This window comes from Nitrosospira multiformis, assembly GCF_003050865.1.
Classification (GTDB): Bacteria; Pseudomonadota; Gammaproteobacteria; order Burkholderiales; family Nitrosomonadaceae; genus Nitrosospira; species Nitrosospira multiformis_E.
Genome location: NZ_QAOK01000005.1, coordinates 54709 through 70840, shown reverse-complemented (window position 1 = coordinate 70840; position 16132 = coordinate 54709). Strand labels below are relative to the sequence as shown.

Annotated in this window: 14 protein-coding genes; 8 read left to right on the top strand and 6 right to left on the bottom strand. The window is 54.3% G+C overall.

Translation table 11 applies throughout. The annotated features are described in order from the left end of the window. Positions 1-35 precede the first annotated feature (35 nt). From hypD to C8R21_RS04190, 4 genes are read right to left on the bottom strand one after another with little or no spacing between them, the layout of a single operon-like run. A complete protein-coding gene (gene hypD / locus C8R21_RS04205) occupies positions 36-1181 on the bottom strand; it encodes a hydrogenase formation protein HypD (protein ID WP_107761579.1) in 1146 nt (381 codons plus the stop codon). Continuing rightward, a complete protein-coding gene (gene hypB, locus C8R21_RS04200; protein ID WP_107761578.1) occupies positions 1178-1984 on the bottom strand; it encodes a hydrogenase nickel incorporation protein HypB in 807 nt (268 codons plus the stop codon). Before hypB ends, hypD begins: the two co-directional genes overlap by 4 nt. Positions 1985-2002: 18 nt before the next feature. After that, on the bottom strand, positions 2003-2350 hold the full coding sequence (locus C8R21_RS04195; RefSeq protein WP_107761577.1) for a hydrogenase maturation nickel metallochaperone HypA/HybF: 348 nt from the start codon (positions 2348-2350) through the stop codon (positions 2003-2005). Continuing rightward, positions 2343-2579 carry a HypC/HybG/HupF family hydrogenase formation chaperone gene (locus C8R21_RS04190; RefSeq protein WP_107761576.1) on the bottom strand — a complete coding sequence of 79 codons (237 nt, stop codon included), beginning with the start codon at positions 2577-2579 and terminating at the stop codon, positions 2343-2345. The genes C8R21_RS04195 and C8R21_RS04190 overlap by 8 nt, the downstream gene beginning before the upstream one ends. A 198-nt stretch (positions 2580-2777) precedes the next feature. On the opposite strand from C8R21_RS04190, the gene C8R21_RS16360 reads away from it, so the two are divergent. Both C8R21_RS16360 and mgtA read left to right on the top strand, forming a co-directional pair. Further along, the gene (locus C8R21_RS16360) at positions 2778-2906 is read left to right on the top strand and encodes a hypothetical protein (protein ID WP_258192247.1); all 129 of its coding nucleotides are present in this window, start codon (positions 2778-2780) and stop codon (positions 2904-2906) included. 138 nt (positions 2907-3044) lie between these two features. Next, positions 3045-5621 carry a magnesium-translocating P-type ATPase gene (gene mgtA, locus C8R21_RS04185; protein WP_107761575.1) on the top strand — a complete coding sequence of 859 codons (2577 nt, stop codon included), beginning with the start codon at positions 3045-3047 and terminating at the stop codon, positions 5619-5621. 189 nt (positions 5622-5810) lie between these two features. On the opposite strand, the gene fghA is transcribed toward mgtA, so the two are convergent. Further along, positions 5811-6680: an S-formylglutathione hydrolase gene (gene fghA / locus C8R21_RS04180; protein WP_107761574.1), complete on the bottom strand. Its 870-nt coding sequence runs from the start codon at positions 6678-6680 to the stop codon at positions 5811-5813. Between the two features lie 37 nt (positions 6681-6717). After that, the gene (locus C8R21_RS04175) at positions 6718-7842 is read right to left on the bottom strand and encodes an S-(hydroxymethyl)glutathione dehydrogenase/class III alcohol dehydrogenase (protein WP_107761573.1); all 1125 of its coding nucleotides are present in this window, start codon (positions 7840-7842) and stop codon (positions 6718-6720) included. Positions 7843-8074: 232 nt separating this feature from the next. Here C8R21_RS04175 and C8R21_RS04170 point away from each other — a divergent pair, with 232 nt between their 5' ends. The 6 genes from C8R21_RS04170 to C8R21_RS04145 all read left to right on the top strand — a co-directional run bounded on the left by C8R21_RS04170 (position 8075) and on the right by C8R21_RS04145 (position 16129). After that, positions 8075-8584, top strand: coding sequence for a DUF1269 domain-containing protein (locus tag C8R21_RS04170; RefSeq protein WP_074974845.1), 510 nt, complete (start codon positions 8075-8077; stop codon positions 8582-8584). A 423-nt stretch (positions 8585-9007) separates the two neighbouring features. Further along, complete coding sequence (locus C8R21_RS04165) at positions 9008-9427, top strand: gamma-butyrobetaine hydroxylase-like domain-containing protein (RefSeq protein ID WP_107761572.1); 420 nt, start codon at positions 9008-9010, stop codon at positions 9425-9427. Positions 9428-9482: 55 nt separating this feature from the next. Further along, on the top strand, positions 9483-10217 hold the full coding sequence (ubiE, locus tag C8R21_RS04160; RefSeq protein ID WP_107761571.1) for a bifunctional demethylmenaquinone methyltransferase/2-methoxy-6-polyprenyl-1,4-benzoquinol methylase UbiE: 735 nt from the start codon (positions 9483-9485) through the stop codon (positions 10215-10217). A gap of 456 nt (positions 10218-10673) precedes the next feature. After that, a complete protein-coding gene (locus C8R21_RS04155) occupies positions 10674-11588 on the top strand; it encodes a carbohydrate kinase family protein (RefSeq protein ID WP_258192246.1) in 915 nt (304 codons plus the stop codon). 7 nt (positions 11589-11595) lie between these two features. After that, the gene (locus C8R21_RS04150) at positions 11596-13761 is read left to right on the top strand and encodes an HAD-IIB family hydrolase (RefSeq protein ID WP_107761570.1); all 2166 of its coding nucleotides are present in this window, start codon (positions 11596-11598) and stop codon (positions 13759-13761) included. Next, positions 13745-16129, top strand: coding sequence for a sucrose synthase (locus tag C8R21_RS04145; protein ID WP_107761569.1), 2385 nt, complete (start codon positions 13745-13747; stop codon positions 16127-16129). Before C8R21_RS04150 ends, C8R21_RS04145 begins: the two co-directional genes overlap by 17 nt. Positions 16130-16132 lie beyond the last annotated feature (3 nt).

The window sequence follows — 16132 nt, the reverse complement described above, 5'->3', positions numbered from 1 at the left end:
TCTTGCCGTGAATCTGCGCCGCTTATTCTGGCTTCTTAGTTAACATCGGGAGTAGAAGTGCTATCTGCCGCCGTCTTCTCTCCAGTGGCCATGTTCTCCCGTACGCCTGCTGCCCACCAGATGCGGCAAGCACCCTCGTCCGACACCATGCACGGACCTACGGGTGTTTTCGGTGTGCAGGCACGGCCATAAATCTTGCACTGATTTGGATTTATCTTTCCAAGGACTACGCTCGCACATTCGCAACCGGGCGGCATCTGACCTGTGCGCTTGCGTCCCTCTGTATCGAAATCGGGAAATTGAAGTCGCGCATCGTTCTTTGCGAAGCGCTTTTGGAGGTGAAAACCGGAAGATGGGATAACGCCAATGCCGCGCCAGTTAGCATCCGTGTCATGCAGCGCTTCGGCGAGTTGCGCCTGTGCGGCTCGATTTCCCCCGGGCCGGACTAGTTCAGGATAACAATTATCCAGAAAACGCTTGCCTTCAAGTAACTGGCGCAACACCGAATACATGGCTGCGAGCAGCGAGACCGGCTTGAAACCGGCTATGGCAGTGGGAATGTCATGCTTTTCGAAGACGAAATTCCACTCCTCAGGTCCCATGACTGTGGAAACATGGCCGGGTGCCACTAACCCATCAAAGCCCGGCTTATCAGAATCAAGCAGCATTGCGACTGCAGGCCACGTGCGCCGCGCTGACAGCAGGACGGATAAATTGTCCGGCACTCCCTCCAGCAGCATGGCTGCTACCGGGGCTGTGGTGGTCTCAAAACCCGCAGCAAAGAAAACGACTTGCCGTTCCGGATTTTCGCGCGCTATCCGGACCGCTTCGCGGGGGCTGGCAATGGCACGCACATCTGCTCCCGCAACCTTGGCCTGCTCCAGGGATCGCACTTCTTTCTTTGGCACATTCGCCGGCACGCGCAGCATATCGCCGAAAGCGACCAGGATGACCTCTCCACGCAGTGCGAGTTGAATTGCCTGGTACACATCTTCTTCGGGACAAACGCACACCGGGCAGCCGGGCCCGGCAATCAGTTCGATGGATTCGGGCAGCGCGCTTCGGATTCCGGCCATGGTAATCGAGCGTTCATGCCCCCCGCATACGTTCATGATGCGCGCAGGCCGATCGAGCGGTAGCCCATGGATTTTTTTTAGCCACTCCTGGGCGGTAAGGGTCATCCCTGCATTCCCGTATTGGACGATATCGACTGCGGTTCTGCCACAGGTTGCACCAGAACGTCCGAAGCTAATTTCCCCCGTTTCTGCACCAGTTCGCCGATCAGCCAATCAAGCCAGTCCCCGAGGTTCAGACTCTTCCGCGCGGAAAGCCTGATTACCGGTGCTCGGCTACCCAGGTTGCGAAGGCTGAGTTCTGCCCGTTCAGGATCGAAATCATCCAGCACCGGCAATAGGTCACTTTTGGTCAGAAGCACGATATCCGCAGCACGGAACATCACGGGGTATTTCGCAGGCTTGTCATCGCCTTCAGTGACGGAGAGCAAAGTGACATTCTTATGCTGGCCCAGATCAAAGCTTGCGGGGCAGACGAGATTTCCCACATTCTCGATAAAGAGGATGTCCAGTCCTTCCAGGGGAAATTTATGCAATGCGTCGTGCACCATGTGGGCATCGAGGTGGCACGCCGAGCCTGTAGTGATCTGGTATGCCGGCACCCCTCTGGCACGGATGCGTACCGCATCGTTCTCGGTTTCCAGATCACCCTCGATCACACCGATACGGTACTTGTCACGCAAAGCATCGATGGTCGCTTCCAGCAACGCTGTCTTGCCGGCGCCTGGGGATGACATCAGGTTTACCGTCAGCAGCCGATGTTTGTCGAAATGCTGCCGGTTGTGTTCCGCCTGGTCATCGTTCCTGGCCAAGAGGTTCTCCAGAACCGAAACTGCGGTCTTGCCGTTTACCGGCTTATACGCGAATTCGCGGTTACCGGGTGTGATGTTGCAGCCACACGTGTTGCACATCCCAGACCTCCCGAGACTTCAAGTGGTGATCAATTCCACACTCATGAGCATCAATTCCTCGCCGCTCACGACTCTGGTCTTACAGCTTCCACACATGCGGCATGTGAGCAAATTTGGCTTAACCTTTGAGTCGAGGCCGCATGCTTCGCACTTTACTTTGAGCGGAGCACGCTCTATTTCAAGGATCGAGCCCTCCGCGAGGGTACCCGCGCTGGCAAAGGGATATGCATGCTCAAGCAGCGGCAGTTCCATGCCAGAGAGGGGACCGATCCGCAGTTTTACCGATTGCACCTTCAACGCCCCATGGCTGATCGCAATCTGCTCGACCTGTGCAATCAAAGCTTGGCAGACCGAGAATTCATGCACTGTCCGTCCCGGAAGCAAGCAACTCGTCGTGAAGCTCCCAGGCTGAGCGCGCCTCGCTTTCGTTCATTTTCTGAATGGCGTACCCCACGTGCACCATGACGAAATCACCAATTGCAACCTGCTCTCCCTGAACCAGGTATAGGCTCACCTCGCGCCTTACGCCTTTTGCTTCGCAAAGTGCGTTAAAGCCCTCGATTTCGATTATCTGCATGGGAATACCGAGACACATAAAAATATTGTCTACCCAATTTCCAGTCAGTTCAATCTTAATTGCGGAGATATTCGATGGTCCGTTCGGCCTCTGGATGGAGATTGTAATGAGGCTTAGACGAATGAATACATTCCTGAACTCTCATTTAACCTGACAAGCAGTCTATAACAAAGGCAGAGCATCATTATTGCTGATGTCGTACTGGAGAAGGCTGGAATGAGGGTGAACTATAGCGTCATGAAAAATCCGGTTGAGGCCTTCGTGCATCTCATTCACCGCTATTTCATCTGGGTGATAGTCATCTCTTATTTTGTGGCCGCATTTCTACCAGCATTTGGCCTCTGATTAGTAGCGCGAAAAAGAGTGGGGAGGGGATCAGCGTGGATGACAAATGTTCAGGAAACAGGAAAGATGTTTGCAATTATGACTACTACAGCAGAAACAGATATCTGAGGGCTCAACTCTTACTTTTCCACGCCCATAATGCCAGTTGATGTAAAACATCGGCCGTGGTGGCTGGAACCAGGGCTAGAGGAAAAAGCCGGACTGGACGCCAGGAAAGGACTGTCCACAGCCGAGGCTAAATCCCGCCTTGCTTGTTTCGGTCCTAATCTGCTTCGCGAGACTCGGGAGAAACCGCTTCCGCTACAGTTTATCGCACGCTTCAGAAATCCCCTTATCATTATTCTACTTGCCGCAAGTACGGTGTCGGCACTGACAGGTGACACCTCCAGTTTCTTCATTATCAGCTTCATGGTTTTGCTCAGCGTTACTCTTGATTTTGTCCAGGAGTATCGCGCCAATGAATCCGTAAAAAAACTGCGCCGATCGGTTTCCCTTCGAGCGATGGTGGTGCGGGATGACAAACCGCTTGAGCTTCCGGTCAGCGAGATCGTGCCTGGTGACGTCGTGCTGCTCTTCGCAGGTGATTTGGTGCCGGGAGATGGTTTCGTGCTTGAATCACGCGATTTTTTTGTGAATCAGGCGCTGCTCACCGGGGAGCCCTACCCAGTAGAAAAGCGGCCAGGTTTACTCCCTGAGTCTGCTACGGGACTCGAAGACGCAAGCAATGCTGTGTTCATGGGAACATCCGTCATCAGCGGCAGTGCACGAATAACTGTAGTCAATACCGGGTCTCGTACTGCTATCGGGGCAATTGCTGACAGTCTCTCCCGGCCTGCCGCGCCGACTTCGTTCGAACTAGGTATCCATCGCTTTGGTGCACTGATCATGCGACTCACTATCCTTATGGTGATGTTCGTTTTGCTCACGAATGTGTTCTTTCACAAACCGTGGCTCGAGTCCTTTCTTTTTGCGGTAGCTCTTGCGGTGGGGTTGACTCCGGAGCTCTTGCCCATGATTATTTCGGTCACCCTGTCCCGCGGGGCGCTGCGAATGGCTCGCATGCAAATAATCGTCAGACGTCTTTCTGCGATTCAGGACCTGGGCTCGATGGATGTTCTCTGTACCGACAAGACCGGTACTCTGACTGAAGCCAAAATCTGCCTCGCTAAACATGTGGACGTGAATGGATGCTCGAGTAACCGGGTGCTTGAGCTAGCCTATCTCAACAGCTTTTTCGAGACAGGCATGAGAAGCCCTCTGGACCAGGCCATTCTTGATCATCAGCATATCGAGGTCGGGACCTGGAGGAAAATCGATGAGGTTCCCTTTGACTTTGAGCGACGCCGCATCTCTGTTCTCATTGATAACGGAACGAAACGTTGGCTAGTGGTGAAAGGTGCGCCCGATGAAATCCTGCGGCTGTGTAGCCACTACGAGGCTGATGGGGAAAGCGCAAAGTGTTCCATGAATGAAGCGGCAATGGAGGAGATACATAAGCAATACCGGGCACTGGAGGAAGAAGGTTCTCGGGTACTCGGTATTGCCTGGCGCGAAGTATCGCCAGACCACTTCCACGAGCTTGTGCGCGATGAAACAAATCTGATACTGGCGGGCTTCGCCGCCTTCCTCGATCCGCCCAAGGCAAGTGCCGCATCAGCGCTAGCGGCTCTCGCTCATGCCGGCGTTGCGATCAAAATCGTAACCGGTGATAGTGACCTTGTTACTCGCTACATATGCAAAGAGCTAAAGATTGAGGTAAATGGGCTTCTAACAGGGAAGGATATCGCAGAATTGGATGATAACGCTTTGCAGGCACGAGTCGAATCAGCCAACATATTCTGTCGGGTGAATCCTATACAGAAGGAGCGTGTGATTCGCGCACTCAAGGCGCGTAATCACGTGGTTGGCTACCTGGGAGACGGCATCAATGATGCTCCTTCGCTACATACCGCCGATGTCGGCCTCTCGGTTGATTCAGCTGTGGATGTTGCGCGAGAAGCGGCAGACATGATTCTCCTAAAGCACGATCTGCACGCGCTATACCTCGCTGTTATGGAAGGAAGAAGGACCCTGGGCAACATCATGAAGTACATCATGATGGGTACCAGCTCTAACTTTGGCAACATGTTCAGCATGGCAGGAGCCGCACTGTTTTTGCCTTTTTTGCCGATGTTGCCGACACAGATTCTGCTCAATAATATTCTTTATGACATATCTGAAGTCCCTATCCCGCTGGATAAAGTAGATGCCTGGGAGATGCGACATCCCCATGTCCTCGATCTTGATCTCATCCGTAATTTCATGCTGGTGCTCGGACCCATCAGTTCGCTGTTCGATTTCATAATCTTCTATATCATGCTGGTGGTCCTGGATGCCGGGGAAAAACTGTTTCAAACCGGTTGGTTTGTCGAGTCGCTTTGCACGCAAGTGCTGGTGATCTTCGTTATTCGCACAAGGGGAAATCCCCTTGTCAGTACTGCCCATCCGATATTGGTTGTCACCTCGCTGACGATAATTGCGGTTGCAGCGTTGCTGCCCGTGACGCCAATAGGGGCGTATTTTGGTTTCGTGCCACCTCCCATCGAGTTCTATCTCATCCTCGGGACGATGGTCGTGTTCTATCTCATGGTTGCTGAACTGGCCAAGCAAGGTTTCTACCGATGGGCAGGACAAGTCGATCAGAAAAAGAAAAGGGCTCGTGACATCGTGGGGTGATGTGCGACGAGCCCGAATGTAGAAGGAAAATAATGCGTAAAACAAACACGGTACTACTGGCAACTTCAAGGAGAAGTCACGAGCAGAATAATGGATTTTAACCCCTCTGGGAATGCGGCAAATTGTCGCACCGCTTATTGCAGGGGCTGGGGGATGGGAATATCCCGTTTACAGGTTCAGGGAATCTGTTCAAGGATTCTTGAGGACCTCCGCGTGAAAACGCAGGTGCTCTCCGATAAATGTGCTGATAAAGAAATAGCTGTGATCGTAACCTTCACGCATGTTGATTCGCACGGGGTAGTTCACCGTATTGCACACGGCGATAAAGCGCTCGATTTTCAGTTGCTCGGCCAGAAACTCATCGGCAGAGCCCTGATCGATCAGCATGGGCAGATACTCCGAGGGGCGTGCAGATTCTATAAGCAAAGAGGCATCATAGTTCCACCAGTTCTTGACGTCATCTCCCAGGTAGTGACTGAAGGCCTTTATGCCCCACGGACTGGTGGTAGGGTTCACGATAGGTGCGAAGGCGGATACTGATCGATAGCGCTTCGGGTTGCGCAAGGCGATCATCAGAGCGCCATGTCCTCCCATTGAATGACCGCTGATCGAGCGCCGATCATTGAGAGGAAAGTGCTTTTCCATCAGGGCCGGCAACTCATCGACGATATAGTCATACATCCGGTAATGCTGGCTCCAGGGCTCCTGCGTGGCATTCACGTAGAAACCCGCGCCCGATCCTAGGTCGTACGCATTATCGCTTGCTCTCGCCACCTTTTCTCCTCGCGGACTGGTGTCTGGCATGATCAACGCGATGCCAGATTCTGCTGCCACCCGCTGCGCCCCGGCTTTAATCGTGAAATTCTCATCCGTGCAGGTCAAGCCTGAGAGCCAATAGACAGCAGGTACCTTTTCACCCTGGTCTGTCGCCGGTGGAAGATAGATGGAAAAATTCATTTCGCAGCTCAGCGATGGCGAAAAATGCCTGTAGCGTTTTTGCCATCCGTCGAACGAACGATGCGATGAGAGAAGCTGCAACTCCTCTGGATTCTGATTCATGGGTACAAACCTTTGCGGTTAACGGAAACCGCACCAATCATTTGTCGAAATGTATCACCGTGCGGATGGACTTGCCCTCATGCATGAGGTCGAATGCCTTGTTGATATCCTCCAATCCCATCGTGTGGGTAATGAAGGTATCCAGCTCGAATTCTCCATCGAGATAGCGCTGCACATAGCCGGGCAGTTCGCTGCGGCCCTTCACTCCCCCAAAAGCGGAGCCGCGCCAGACGCGGCCGGTAACGAGCTGAAAGGGGCGGGTGCAGATTTCTTCTCCTGCCCCGGCAACGCCGATAATCACCGATTCCCCCCAACCCTTATGACAACATTCCAGGGCCGAGCGCATGACCTTTACATTGCCGATGCATTCGAAGGAAAAATCCACGCCTCCATCGGTCATCTCGATGATCACCTCCTGGATGGGCTTGTCGTGGTCTTTGGGATTCACTACATCGGTAGCGCCCAATTGACGCGCAATTTCAAACTTGCCCGGATTGATATCGATAGCGATGATGCGTCCAGCTTTGGCCATCGCAGCGCCGATTATAGTGGCCAGGCCTATGCCACCCAGACCGAATACCGCTACCGTATCGCCCGCCTTTACCTTTGCAGTATTGGTCACCGCGCCCAAGCCGGTCGTAACGCCGCAGCCGAGCAGGCAGACCTTTTCCAGTGGCGCTTCCTTGCTGATCCTGGCCAGTGCAATTTCAGGGATTACCGTATATTCGGAAAAAGTCGAAGTGCCCATGTAATGATAAATGGGTTTGCCATCCTTCGAAAAACGGGTAGTGCCCTCCGGCATCAGCCCCTGTCCCTGAGTTGCCCTTATCGCCTGGCACAGGTTGGTTTTCCCCGATCTGCAGAATTTGCACTCGCCACATTCGGGCGTGTACAGCGGAATGACGTGATCGCCTGCCGCCACGCTGGTCACGCCCTCGCCGACCGCCTCGACGATGCCGCCGCCTTCATGCCCCAGAATAGCCGGAAATTTGCCTTCAGGGTCTTTTCCGGACAAAGTATATGCGTCTGTATGACAGACTCCCGTAGCGACTATGCGCACCAGCACCTCGCCTTTCCTTGGCGGCATCAAGTCCACTTCCTCGATCTTCAAAGGCTGGCCTGGAGCCCAAGCCACTGCCGCACGGGTTTTTATCGTATCCATGTAACGTATGCTCCTTATTTTGCACGATCTCGCGTTAGTATGCAGGAGGATGCGGGCGACTTACAAATGTGGTATGAGTAAATCAGTATCCATCATTTTCTGATTCCCCTACTCGGAGCGTTAGTTTGCTTTTTCGGTTGACCTGTCCTATGCTGAAATCAGCCGGTTTTGAATATTTTGAATATTCTGCACGCTGGTGATTTGCCTTGTTAACCACTATCAGGAGATCATGATGCGAAGAATATACTTTCTGGTTCCCGACATTTCGACGACCAAACGCATTGTCGATGAGCTGCTTCTATCCCGAATAGGGGAAAAACACATTCATGTGGTGGCCAAGCGCGGTACCGAGCTTGAGGATCTGCCCGAGGCCAGCCTGTTGCAGAAGACTGACTTCATTCCCGCGGTGGAACGGGGACTGGCGGTAGGCGGTACCGCCGGTGCTCTGGCCGGACTGGTTGCGGTCGTTCTGCCGCCAGCATCCACGGTAATTGCGGGCGGTATTGTGCTGGGAAGCGCGCTTGCAGGAGCAGGTGTCGGCGCCTGGGCGGGAAGCCTGATTGGTGTGAGTGCGGCAAGCTCGAGAATAAAGCAGTTTGAACAGGCGATCGAAGCAGGTCAATTGCTCGTACTGGCTGATGTGCCAAAAGCTCGTGTCGAGGAGATCGAGGCGCGCATAAAAAATCATTTACCGACTGTAGAGATTGAAGGAACCGAACCGAAACAGCCTGCTTTTCCGTGATCGGGCAGTCTGCGCCACCCGCGCTTTGAATTGCGCAATGGAATAATGTCGCACTCTGTTCAATTGCAAGGTGGGCGGGAAAGGTAGCATCGCACAGCGACGAGGAGCAGTGAGAATTGCGTATGCTATATATGATTTTATCAGCAGATAATCTGCATTGATCCTCAGCGGTGAGGGGCAAAGGTGGGCGCGGATAGGCTGGTTCTCGTAAAGGCACGGGAGCCGGCGGAATTCTGTTGACCTATTTCCGGATACCTCTCTTCTGTCCCTGGTTCTTCTCGGCGGGATCTGCATTTTCGTATCGCAATCTTTGCGGTACCCGATTTTGTCGGAAATCACATCCAGTTGCCGTCAAGGTTTTAGTTTTGCCCCTACTGGTTTATCATTCGCCATTCCCAACCGGAATCAAACTGGAGAAAGGCAATGGCTGGCTTGAGTAAAAACACGCCTGTTCCCGTCGAAATCAAGTTGCATCGAAAATCACGGTTGCTGGAAATCACTTTCAGTGATGGAAAGACGTTCCGGTCCACCAGCGAGTTCCTGCGGGTGTATTCGCCCTCGGCAGAAGTGCGGGGTCATAGCCCCGGCCAGGAAGTGCTGCAGACCGGTAAGAAAGAGGTGAATATCAATCGTATCGATCCGGTGGGCAACTATGCGATCCAGCTGACTTTTTCTGATGGCCATAATACCGGGCTTTATTCCTGGGATCTGCTCTACGAGTATGGCCTGCACCAGGATGAAATGTGGCAGCGTTACCTGCGCCGAATGGAAGAAGCGGGAGCCAGCCGGGAACCGGCCGGGCATTTACCGGGTTCGAACCGGGAATCAGCGGCAAAAAGCTGAGACTATTCGGAACAAGGCTTCTTTCCCTCTACCCTTTATTTAAGTTTGAACATCGATGACGAGAACTACCCATTTCGGCTTTAAGACCGTGTCGGAAACGGAGAAAGCACGCGAGGTAGCAGGTGTGTTTGATTCTGTTGCGGAACGTTACAACCTGATGAATGACCTGATGTCTGGGGGCATGCATCGACTGTGGAAGCGATTTGCAGTTGAGGTGAGCGGAGTCCGGTCAGGTAACCGTGTGCTGGATATTGCCGGAGGAACTGCGGATCTGAGCTCGCTCTTCCTTGAGCAGGTGGGGAGCAGGGGAGAGGTCTGGCTGACCGATATCAACAATTCCATGCTGACCATTGGCCGCGATCGTTTGCTGGATGAAGGTACTGCCGTGCCGGTTGCACAGTGCGATGCGGAAAAGCTGCCATTCCCTACCAATTACTTCGATTGCGTAAGCGTTGCTTTTGGTCTGAGGAACATGACGCACAAGGATGCTGCGCTGAAAGAAATGCTGCGGGTATTGCGCCCCGGTGGCTGCGTTATCGTGCTTGAATTTTCCAGGATATGGAAACCTCTGCAACGGCTCTACGACCTCTACTCGTTCAAAGTACTTCCCGCGATGGGTGGTTTCATCGCAAAGGACCCGGACAGCTACCGATATCTTGCCGAATCCATCCGCGTGCATCCCGGGCAGGAGGAGTTGAAGCAACTGATGCAGAAAGCCGGATTCGAGCGCGTGGAATATTTCAATCTTGCCGCAAACGCGGTAGCACTGCATCGCGGGTACAAGTTCTAGAAATCTTTCGAAAACTAGCCCGGAAGCTGGCAGGCTTTCTTCTCGCCGTATGTCTGCTACCGTACAGAAACCCTTTCCGTAGCTGATAATATTGTTAGTTTTTCCTGTTGTTATTCCTGCTTTCGCAGGCAGATGGAAAAGAGGCAAAAGGAGCGGTAATTATGACAGATAAGAGCGGAGTGTTCTTCATTTTTCCCTGAATTTTCTTCTGATGCTTCCTTCTTCCTTTATCCGCGGGGAGGCGCTTCGGGAGCGGCAGCGCGACAGGCAATAAGCTTCTGAATCGATGCCATATGCACCCGCTTTAAAAAAGCTTTGTGCAGGTATTGCGGGAGATGCTTGTATAGCAGGCAATATCCCTCTTTTCCCATGGCTTCACGCGGAAGTACAAGGAAGGCCCGTTCATGTGCGTCGGCGAACCCGGAGCAGATTCGCGACCGATTTTTTCAAGTTATCATGATGATCGACGTCCACCACTCGGTGCTCCTTTTTGGCGAAACACTGATAGACCGGTTCCCCGGCGGGGATGTGGTCGGTGGCGCACCTCTCAATGTTGCCCGCCATTTGCGCGCTTTTGGCTGTGCACCTGTTCTCGTGAGTCGGATAGGCCAGGATGCGGAGGGTGCGCGTCTGTTGCAGACGATGGAGAGGGCCGGATTGAGCACGCAGGGTGTACAGCTTGACTCGGTTTATCCTACAGGCGTGGTAGCGGTTCATCTGGGGGCGGAAGGGCATCGGTTCACTATTGTCCCTAACCAGGCCTACGATCATATTCATCCACGTCTGGCACGGGTGGCTGCGCTTGCGGCAAACCCGGAAATGGTCTATTTCGGAACACTGGCGCAGCGCGCCGATTCGCATCGCGCGCTGCGCCATATGCTGCGCGCAACCAGCGGCCAACGTTTTTTTGATGTCAATCTGCGCGATCCCTGGATTTATGGCGAACGACTGCACTGGTCGTTGCGGCATGCTGATATTGTTAAGGCGAACGACGATGAACTGGATCGCATCGCTCAACTGTTGAATATGGATGAGCCTGTTGCCGAGGCTCAGGCCAAAGCGCTGATTGAGCGATATCAGTTGCGCGGGATGCTCGTTACTTGCGGCGCAACCGGTGCCTGGTGGCTGGAGCGAGCGGGAGAAAAAATATCGATCGCGCCGGACAAGGCAGTGGATGTTGTCGACACGGTGGGAGCGGGTGATGCGTTCTCTGCGGTCTTCATATTCGGCCTGTTGCAGGGATGGGGTATGCCCATCATCTTGAAGCAGGCACAGCAATTTGCCGGCGCAATTTGCGGAATACGGGGGGCCATTCCCGAACACGATGATTTTTACGAACCGTTCATCAGACAGTGGTCAGTGGACGGTTAGGAGACGGATGAAAGAGTTATACATACTGATGCTGAGCCTGCACGGGCTGATTCGGGGAAACGACATGGAGTTGGGGTGCGATGCGGATACCGGCGGCCAGGTGCTGTATGTAGTGGAGTTGGCGCGAGCACTCGCGCGTCAGCCCCAGGTCGGCAAGGTGGATCTGCTCACGCGAAGGATAGAAGATCCTTCGGTTTCCGCGGATTATGCCCGCCTTGAGGAAACGCTGGGCAACAACGCGCGCATTATCCGCCTTCAGTGCGGCCCCCGCCGCTATCTGCGCAAGGAAAGCCTTTGGCCCTATCTGGATCAACTGGTGGATCGCGCGCTGCTTTTTCTCCGCGGGCAGAAGCGCTTGCCGGATGTCATTCACAGTCATTATGCCGACGCCGGTTATGTCGGCATGCAGCTTTCCCAGCTATTGGGCATCCCTCAGATTCATACCGGGCACTCCCTGGGACGCAGCAAGCAACAACGCCTGCTGGCACAAGGCCGGAAGCCGCAGGCACTGGAGCGCCAATTCAGCTTCTACCGGCGAATAGCCACAGAGGAAGCCGTACTGCAACATGCTAGCCTGGTCATAACCAGCACGCCTCAGGAAAGCGTCGAGCAATACGGGCTGTACACCAACTATCGCCCGGAACGCGCGGTTGTCATTCCGCCGGGAACTGATATATCGCGTTTTTCTCCCCCCAGCCGTCAAAAACCAGTGGAAGTGGAGACCGCGGATCTCATCGATCGCTTTCTCGCGCATCCGCGCAAGCCCCTGGTATTGACCATTTGCCGTCCTGAAATTCGAAAAAATCTGGGGGCGCTGGTTGCGGCCTTCGGCAGTTCGCCCAAACTGCATGAACAGGCCAATCTCGCCATCGTGGCGGGCAACCGGGATGACATCCGTCAACTGGATGCTGCCCAGAACGAAGTGATGACCGATCTGCTGCTGGATATCGACCGCTACGATTTATGGGGCAAGGTGGCGCTGCCCAAACACCACAAGCCTTCCGACATCGCCGGTTTCTACCGTCTCGCAGCCCAGCGGCGCGGCGTGTTCATCAATCCGGCGCTTACCGAACCCTTCGGTCTTACACTGATCGAAGCCGCCGCCAGTGGACTTCCCATTATCGCGACAGAAGATGGAGGACCGCGGGATATCGTGGCGAACTGCAAAAATGGGATACTGGTAAATCCATCGGACACTGGCGCGATTGCCGAAGCGATCGAGTATGCGCTTGCTGACCCTATGCGCTGGCGGCGCTGGGCGCGGGACGGCGTTTCAGGGGTAAAAAACCATTACACGTGGGAGGCGCATGTCAGGAGATATCTGCACGTTCTGTCGCGTCTGCTGCATCAGGAGCGCAAGCGCATCCGCCGGAACCTGGCGATATATCAAAGGCAACCGCGCCCGCTGCCCTTGATATCGCATATGCTCATAACGGATATAGACAATACGCTGCTCGGCGACCGTGCTGCCCTGCGTCGCCTTCTTGCTATCCTGCGGGCGACGCCACCCAACCTGGGCTTTGGTGTCGCCACTGGCCGCACGCTGGAAAGCGCTGTGAAAATATTGAAGGAATGGAGCGTACCCTTGCCCGATGTGCTGATCACCGCGGTGGGCAGCGAAATCTATTATGGTCCCGAACTTCGTCCGGATCTCGGGTGGCAAAACCTGATCAAGTATCTATGGCGCCGCGATGCCATTGAAAACGTATTGCGGAAAGTGCCGGGACTCAAGCTGCAGGCGGGCGAAAACCAGCGCGAATTCAAGCTCAGCTACAACGTGGATCCGGAAAAAATGCCGCCAGTAGCCAAAATCCGTGCTTTGTTGCGCGAGCAGAATCTGTCAGCACACCTGATCTACTCGCGACAGACTTATCTCGACGTGTTGCCGCTGAGGGCGTCCAAAGGGCGGGCAATACGTTATCTTGCCTACAAGTGGGGACTGCCGCTACGCGCGTTTCTGGTCGCGGGGGATTCCGGCAATGATCATGAAATGCTGATCGGTGACACCCTCGGCGTTATAGTTGCCAACCATAGTTCCGAACTCGCAAGCCTGAAAGGGAATGAGCAAATCTATTTTGCCCGGTCCGCATATGCCGACGGCATTGCAGAGGGTATGGCGCATTATGAATTTGGTACTTCCATCATGGAGACTGCAAATGCTGCACAAATTTGAAGCCTGGGCTGCCGATCATCGCGGTGATATGTATACGCTTCTACGCAGGTGGTTCGAACTGGAAAGGCCGCTTTTGCTTCGCTCCGATCTGGGAGCGGTTTTTGATGCGTTGAGTGCGGACCACGCCCATCTGCTTTCTGACCCGCAGGTACAAGAGATCGTAGACATTTTGCAGGAAGCGGTGTGCCGGCCGCCAATGGTCTATATGGCGGGCCGCGAGGATGCGGGGTGCTGGTGGTACGCGCGCCTGCATCTGGATCGGCTGGTCCCCGAGCCTGTCACCGTGTCGGAATATCTCGCTTTCAAGGAACTGCTGGTAAATCCGGAGGGGGCGAATGAGCCCGTGCTGGAAATTGATTTTGCGCCTTTTAATCGCGGTTCTCCAAAGCTCAAGGAAATCCGGTCTATAGGACAGGGTGTGATTTTCCTCAACAAGCAGCTTGCCGGGGGTCTGTTTGGGCAACTGGGGTTGGGGTCGGACAAGCTGCTGCATTTCCTGACAGTACATTCCATGGACGGGAAGCAGTTGATGCTGGGCGGCAACTTCACCGATGTACCGGCGCTGCGTTCCGGACTGCGCCGGGCTCTGAGTATGCTTGAGAAGTATCCCGATGATACCGAGTGGAAGGATGTTGCCGAGCCGCTGGGGGGTATCGGATTTGCACCCGGCTGGGGAAATTGCGTGGGCCGTGTGAGCGAGACGATGAGTTTGCTGGTGGATATTCTGGAGGCTCCCTCTCCACAGATCCTGGAGAACTTCCTCGCACGCATTCCAATGATCTCGAAACTGCTGATTCTGTCTCCCCATGGCTACTTCGGTCAGGATAACGTGTTGGGATTGCCGGATACAGGCGGGCAAGTGGTATACATCCTCGATCAGGTGCGGGCCCTGGAACGGGAAATGAGTGAGCGCCTGATATTGCAGGGAATAGATGCGCCGCCAAAAATCCTGATCGGCACGCGCCTCATCCCTGACGCGGGCGATACACTCTGCCACCAGCCTCTGGAAAAAATCCACGGCACCCAGAATTCATGGATCGTGCGGGTGCCATTTCGAAAAGCGAGCGGTGAAATCGTTCGCCATTGGATTTCCCGGTTCGAAATATGGCCATACCTGGAAAATTTTGCGCACGACATTGAACGCGAAGCACTGGCCCAACTCAGCGGTAGTCCCGACCTGATCATAGGCAACTATTCCGACGGAAATCTTGTCGCGTCGCTGATTTCCAAACGGATCGGCGTAACCCAATGCAATATTGCGCATGCGCTGGAGCAGAGCAAGTACCTGCACTCGGCGTTGTATTGGCGGGAGAACGAAGCTCAGTATCACTTCAACTGCCAATATACCGCCGATCTCATCGCAATGAACAGCGCCGATTTCATCATCACCAGCACCTTTCAGGAAATTGCCGGTACCGAGCAGACGGTAGGCCAATATGAAACGTACCAGGACTATACGATGCCGGGTTTATACCGGGTAGTGAACGGTATTGACCTTTTCGATCCCAAGTTCAACATCGTTTCGCCGGGTGCGGATGCGGAAGTCTATTTCTCTTATCTCGATCGCGAGCGGCGCCTGGATGCCCTGGTTCCGGACATCGAGCGTCTTTTGTACGGGGATGATCCGGGCGTGCCCTGCCGCGGCTACTTCGCTGATCCTGCGAAACCTTTGATTTTTACAATGGCTCGCCTGGACATGGTGAAGAATCTTACCGGCCTTGCCGCATGGTTCGGGCAGTGTCAATCCTTATCGGACGCAGCCAACCTTCTGGTGATCGGCGGGCATATCGATCCAGCAGCCTCCAGTGATAGCGAGGAGCGTGCCGAGATCGAGCACATGCATGCCCTCATGAACGAGTACAAGCTGGAGGGACGCATGCGCTGGCTTGGCACTCGGCTGGAAAAGAATCTTGCCGGCGAGTTGTACCGGCACGTGGCGGATCGTCGCGGCATTTTTGTTCAGCCGGCGCGATTCGAAGCATTCGGGCTGACCATTATCGAGGCCATGGCCTCCGGCCTGCCTGTATTCGCCACCTGCTATGGGGGGCCGCGCGAAATCATTCAACATGGGGTTTCGGGCTACCATTTCGATCCCAACAATGGATTGGCGGCCGCTTCCGCCATGACGGATTTTTTTGCGCGAGCGGCAGCCGATCCGGGTTTTTGGGACAAGGTTTCCCAGAGGGCCTTGCAGAGGGTCGAAGCGCGCTATACCTGGCGTCTCTATGCCGAGAGAATGATGACGCTATCGCGTATTTACGGCTTCTGGAAGTTCGTCAGTAAGCTGGAGCACGAAGAAACCGTGCGTTACCTCAACATGTTCTATCACTTGCAGTTTCGGCCCATGGCAAAGGCGCTTCTCCAATAAAAG

Excerpts from the sequence above, each read along its gene's own strand:
- C8R21_RS04150 (WP_107761570.1), top strand. The coding sequence starts at position 11,596 with ATGAAAGAGTTATACATACTGATGCTGAGCCTGCACGGGCTGATTCGG.
- hypD (WP_107761579.1), bottom strand. The coding sequence starts at position 1,181 with ATGACCCTTACCGCCCAGGAGTGGCTAAAAAAAATCCATGGGCTACCG.
- C8R21_RS04190 (WP_107761576.1), bottom strand. The coding sequence starts at position 2,579 with ATGTGTCTCGGTATTCCCATGCAGATAATCGAAATCGAGGGCTTTAAC.
- C8R21_RS04175 (WP_107761573.1), bottom strand. The coding sequence starts at position 7,842 with ATGGATACGATAAAAACCCGTGCGGCAGTGGCTTGGGCTCCAGGCCAG.
- fghA (WP_107761574.1), bottom strand. The coding sequence starts at position 6,680 with ATGAATCAGAATCCAGAGGAGTTGCAGCTTCTCTCATCGCATCGTTCG.
- C8R21_RS04155 (WP_258192246.1), top strand. The coding sequence starts at position 10,674 with ATGATGATCGACGTCCACCACTCGGTGCTCCTTTTTGGCGAAACACTG.
- C8R21_RS04145 (WP_107761569.1), top strand. The coding sequence starts at position 13,745 with ATGCTGCACAAATTTGAAGCCTGGGCTGCCGATCATCGCGGTGATATG.
- ubiE (WP_107761571.1), top strand. The coding sequence starts at position 9,483 with ATGACGAGAACTACCCATTTCGGCTTTAAGACCGTGTCGGAAACGGAG.
- hypB (WP_107761578.1), bottom strand. The coding sequence starts at position 1,984 with ATGTGCAACACGTGTGGCTGCAACATCACACCCGGTAACCGCGAATTC.
- C8R21_RS04170 (WP_074974845.1), top strand. The coding sequence starts at position 8,075 with ATGCGAAGAATATACTTTCTGGTTCCCGACATTTCGACGACCAAACGC.
- mgtA (WP_107761575.1), top strand. The coding sequence starts at position 3,045 with ATGCCAGTTGATGTAAAACATCGGCCGTGGTGGCTGGAACCAGGGCTA.
- C8R21_RS04165 (WP_107761572.1), top strand. The coding sequence starts at position 9,008 with ATGGCTGGCTTGAGTAAAAACACGCCTGTTCCCGTCGAAATCAAGTTG.
- C8R21_RS16360 (WP_258192247.1), top strand. The coding sequence starts at position 2,778 with ATGAGGGTGAACTATAGCGTCATGAAAAATCCGGTTGAGGCCTTCGTG.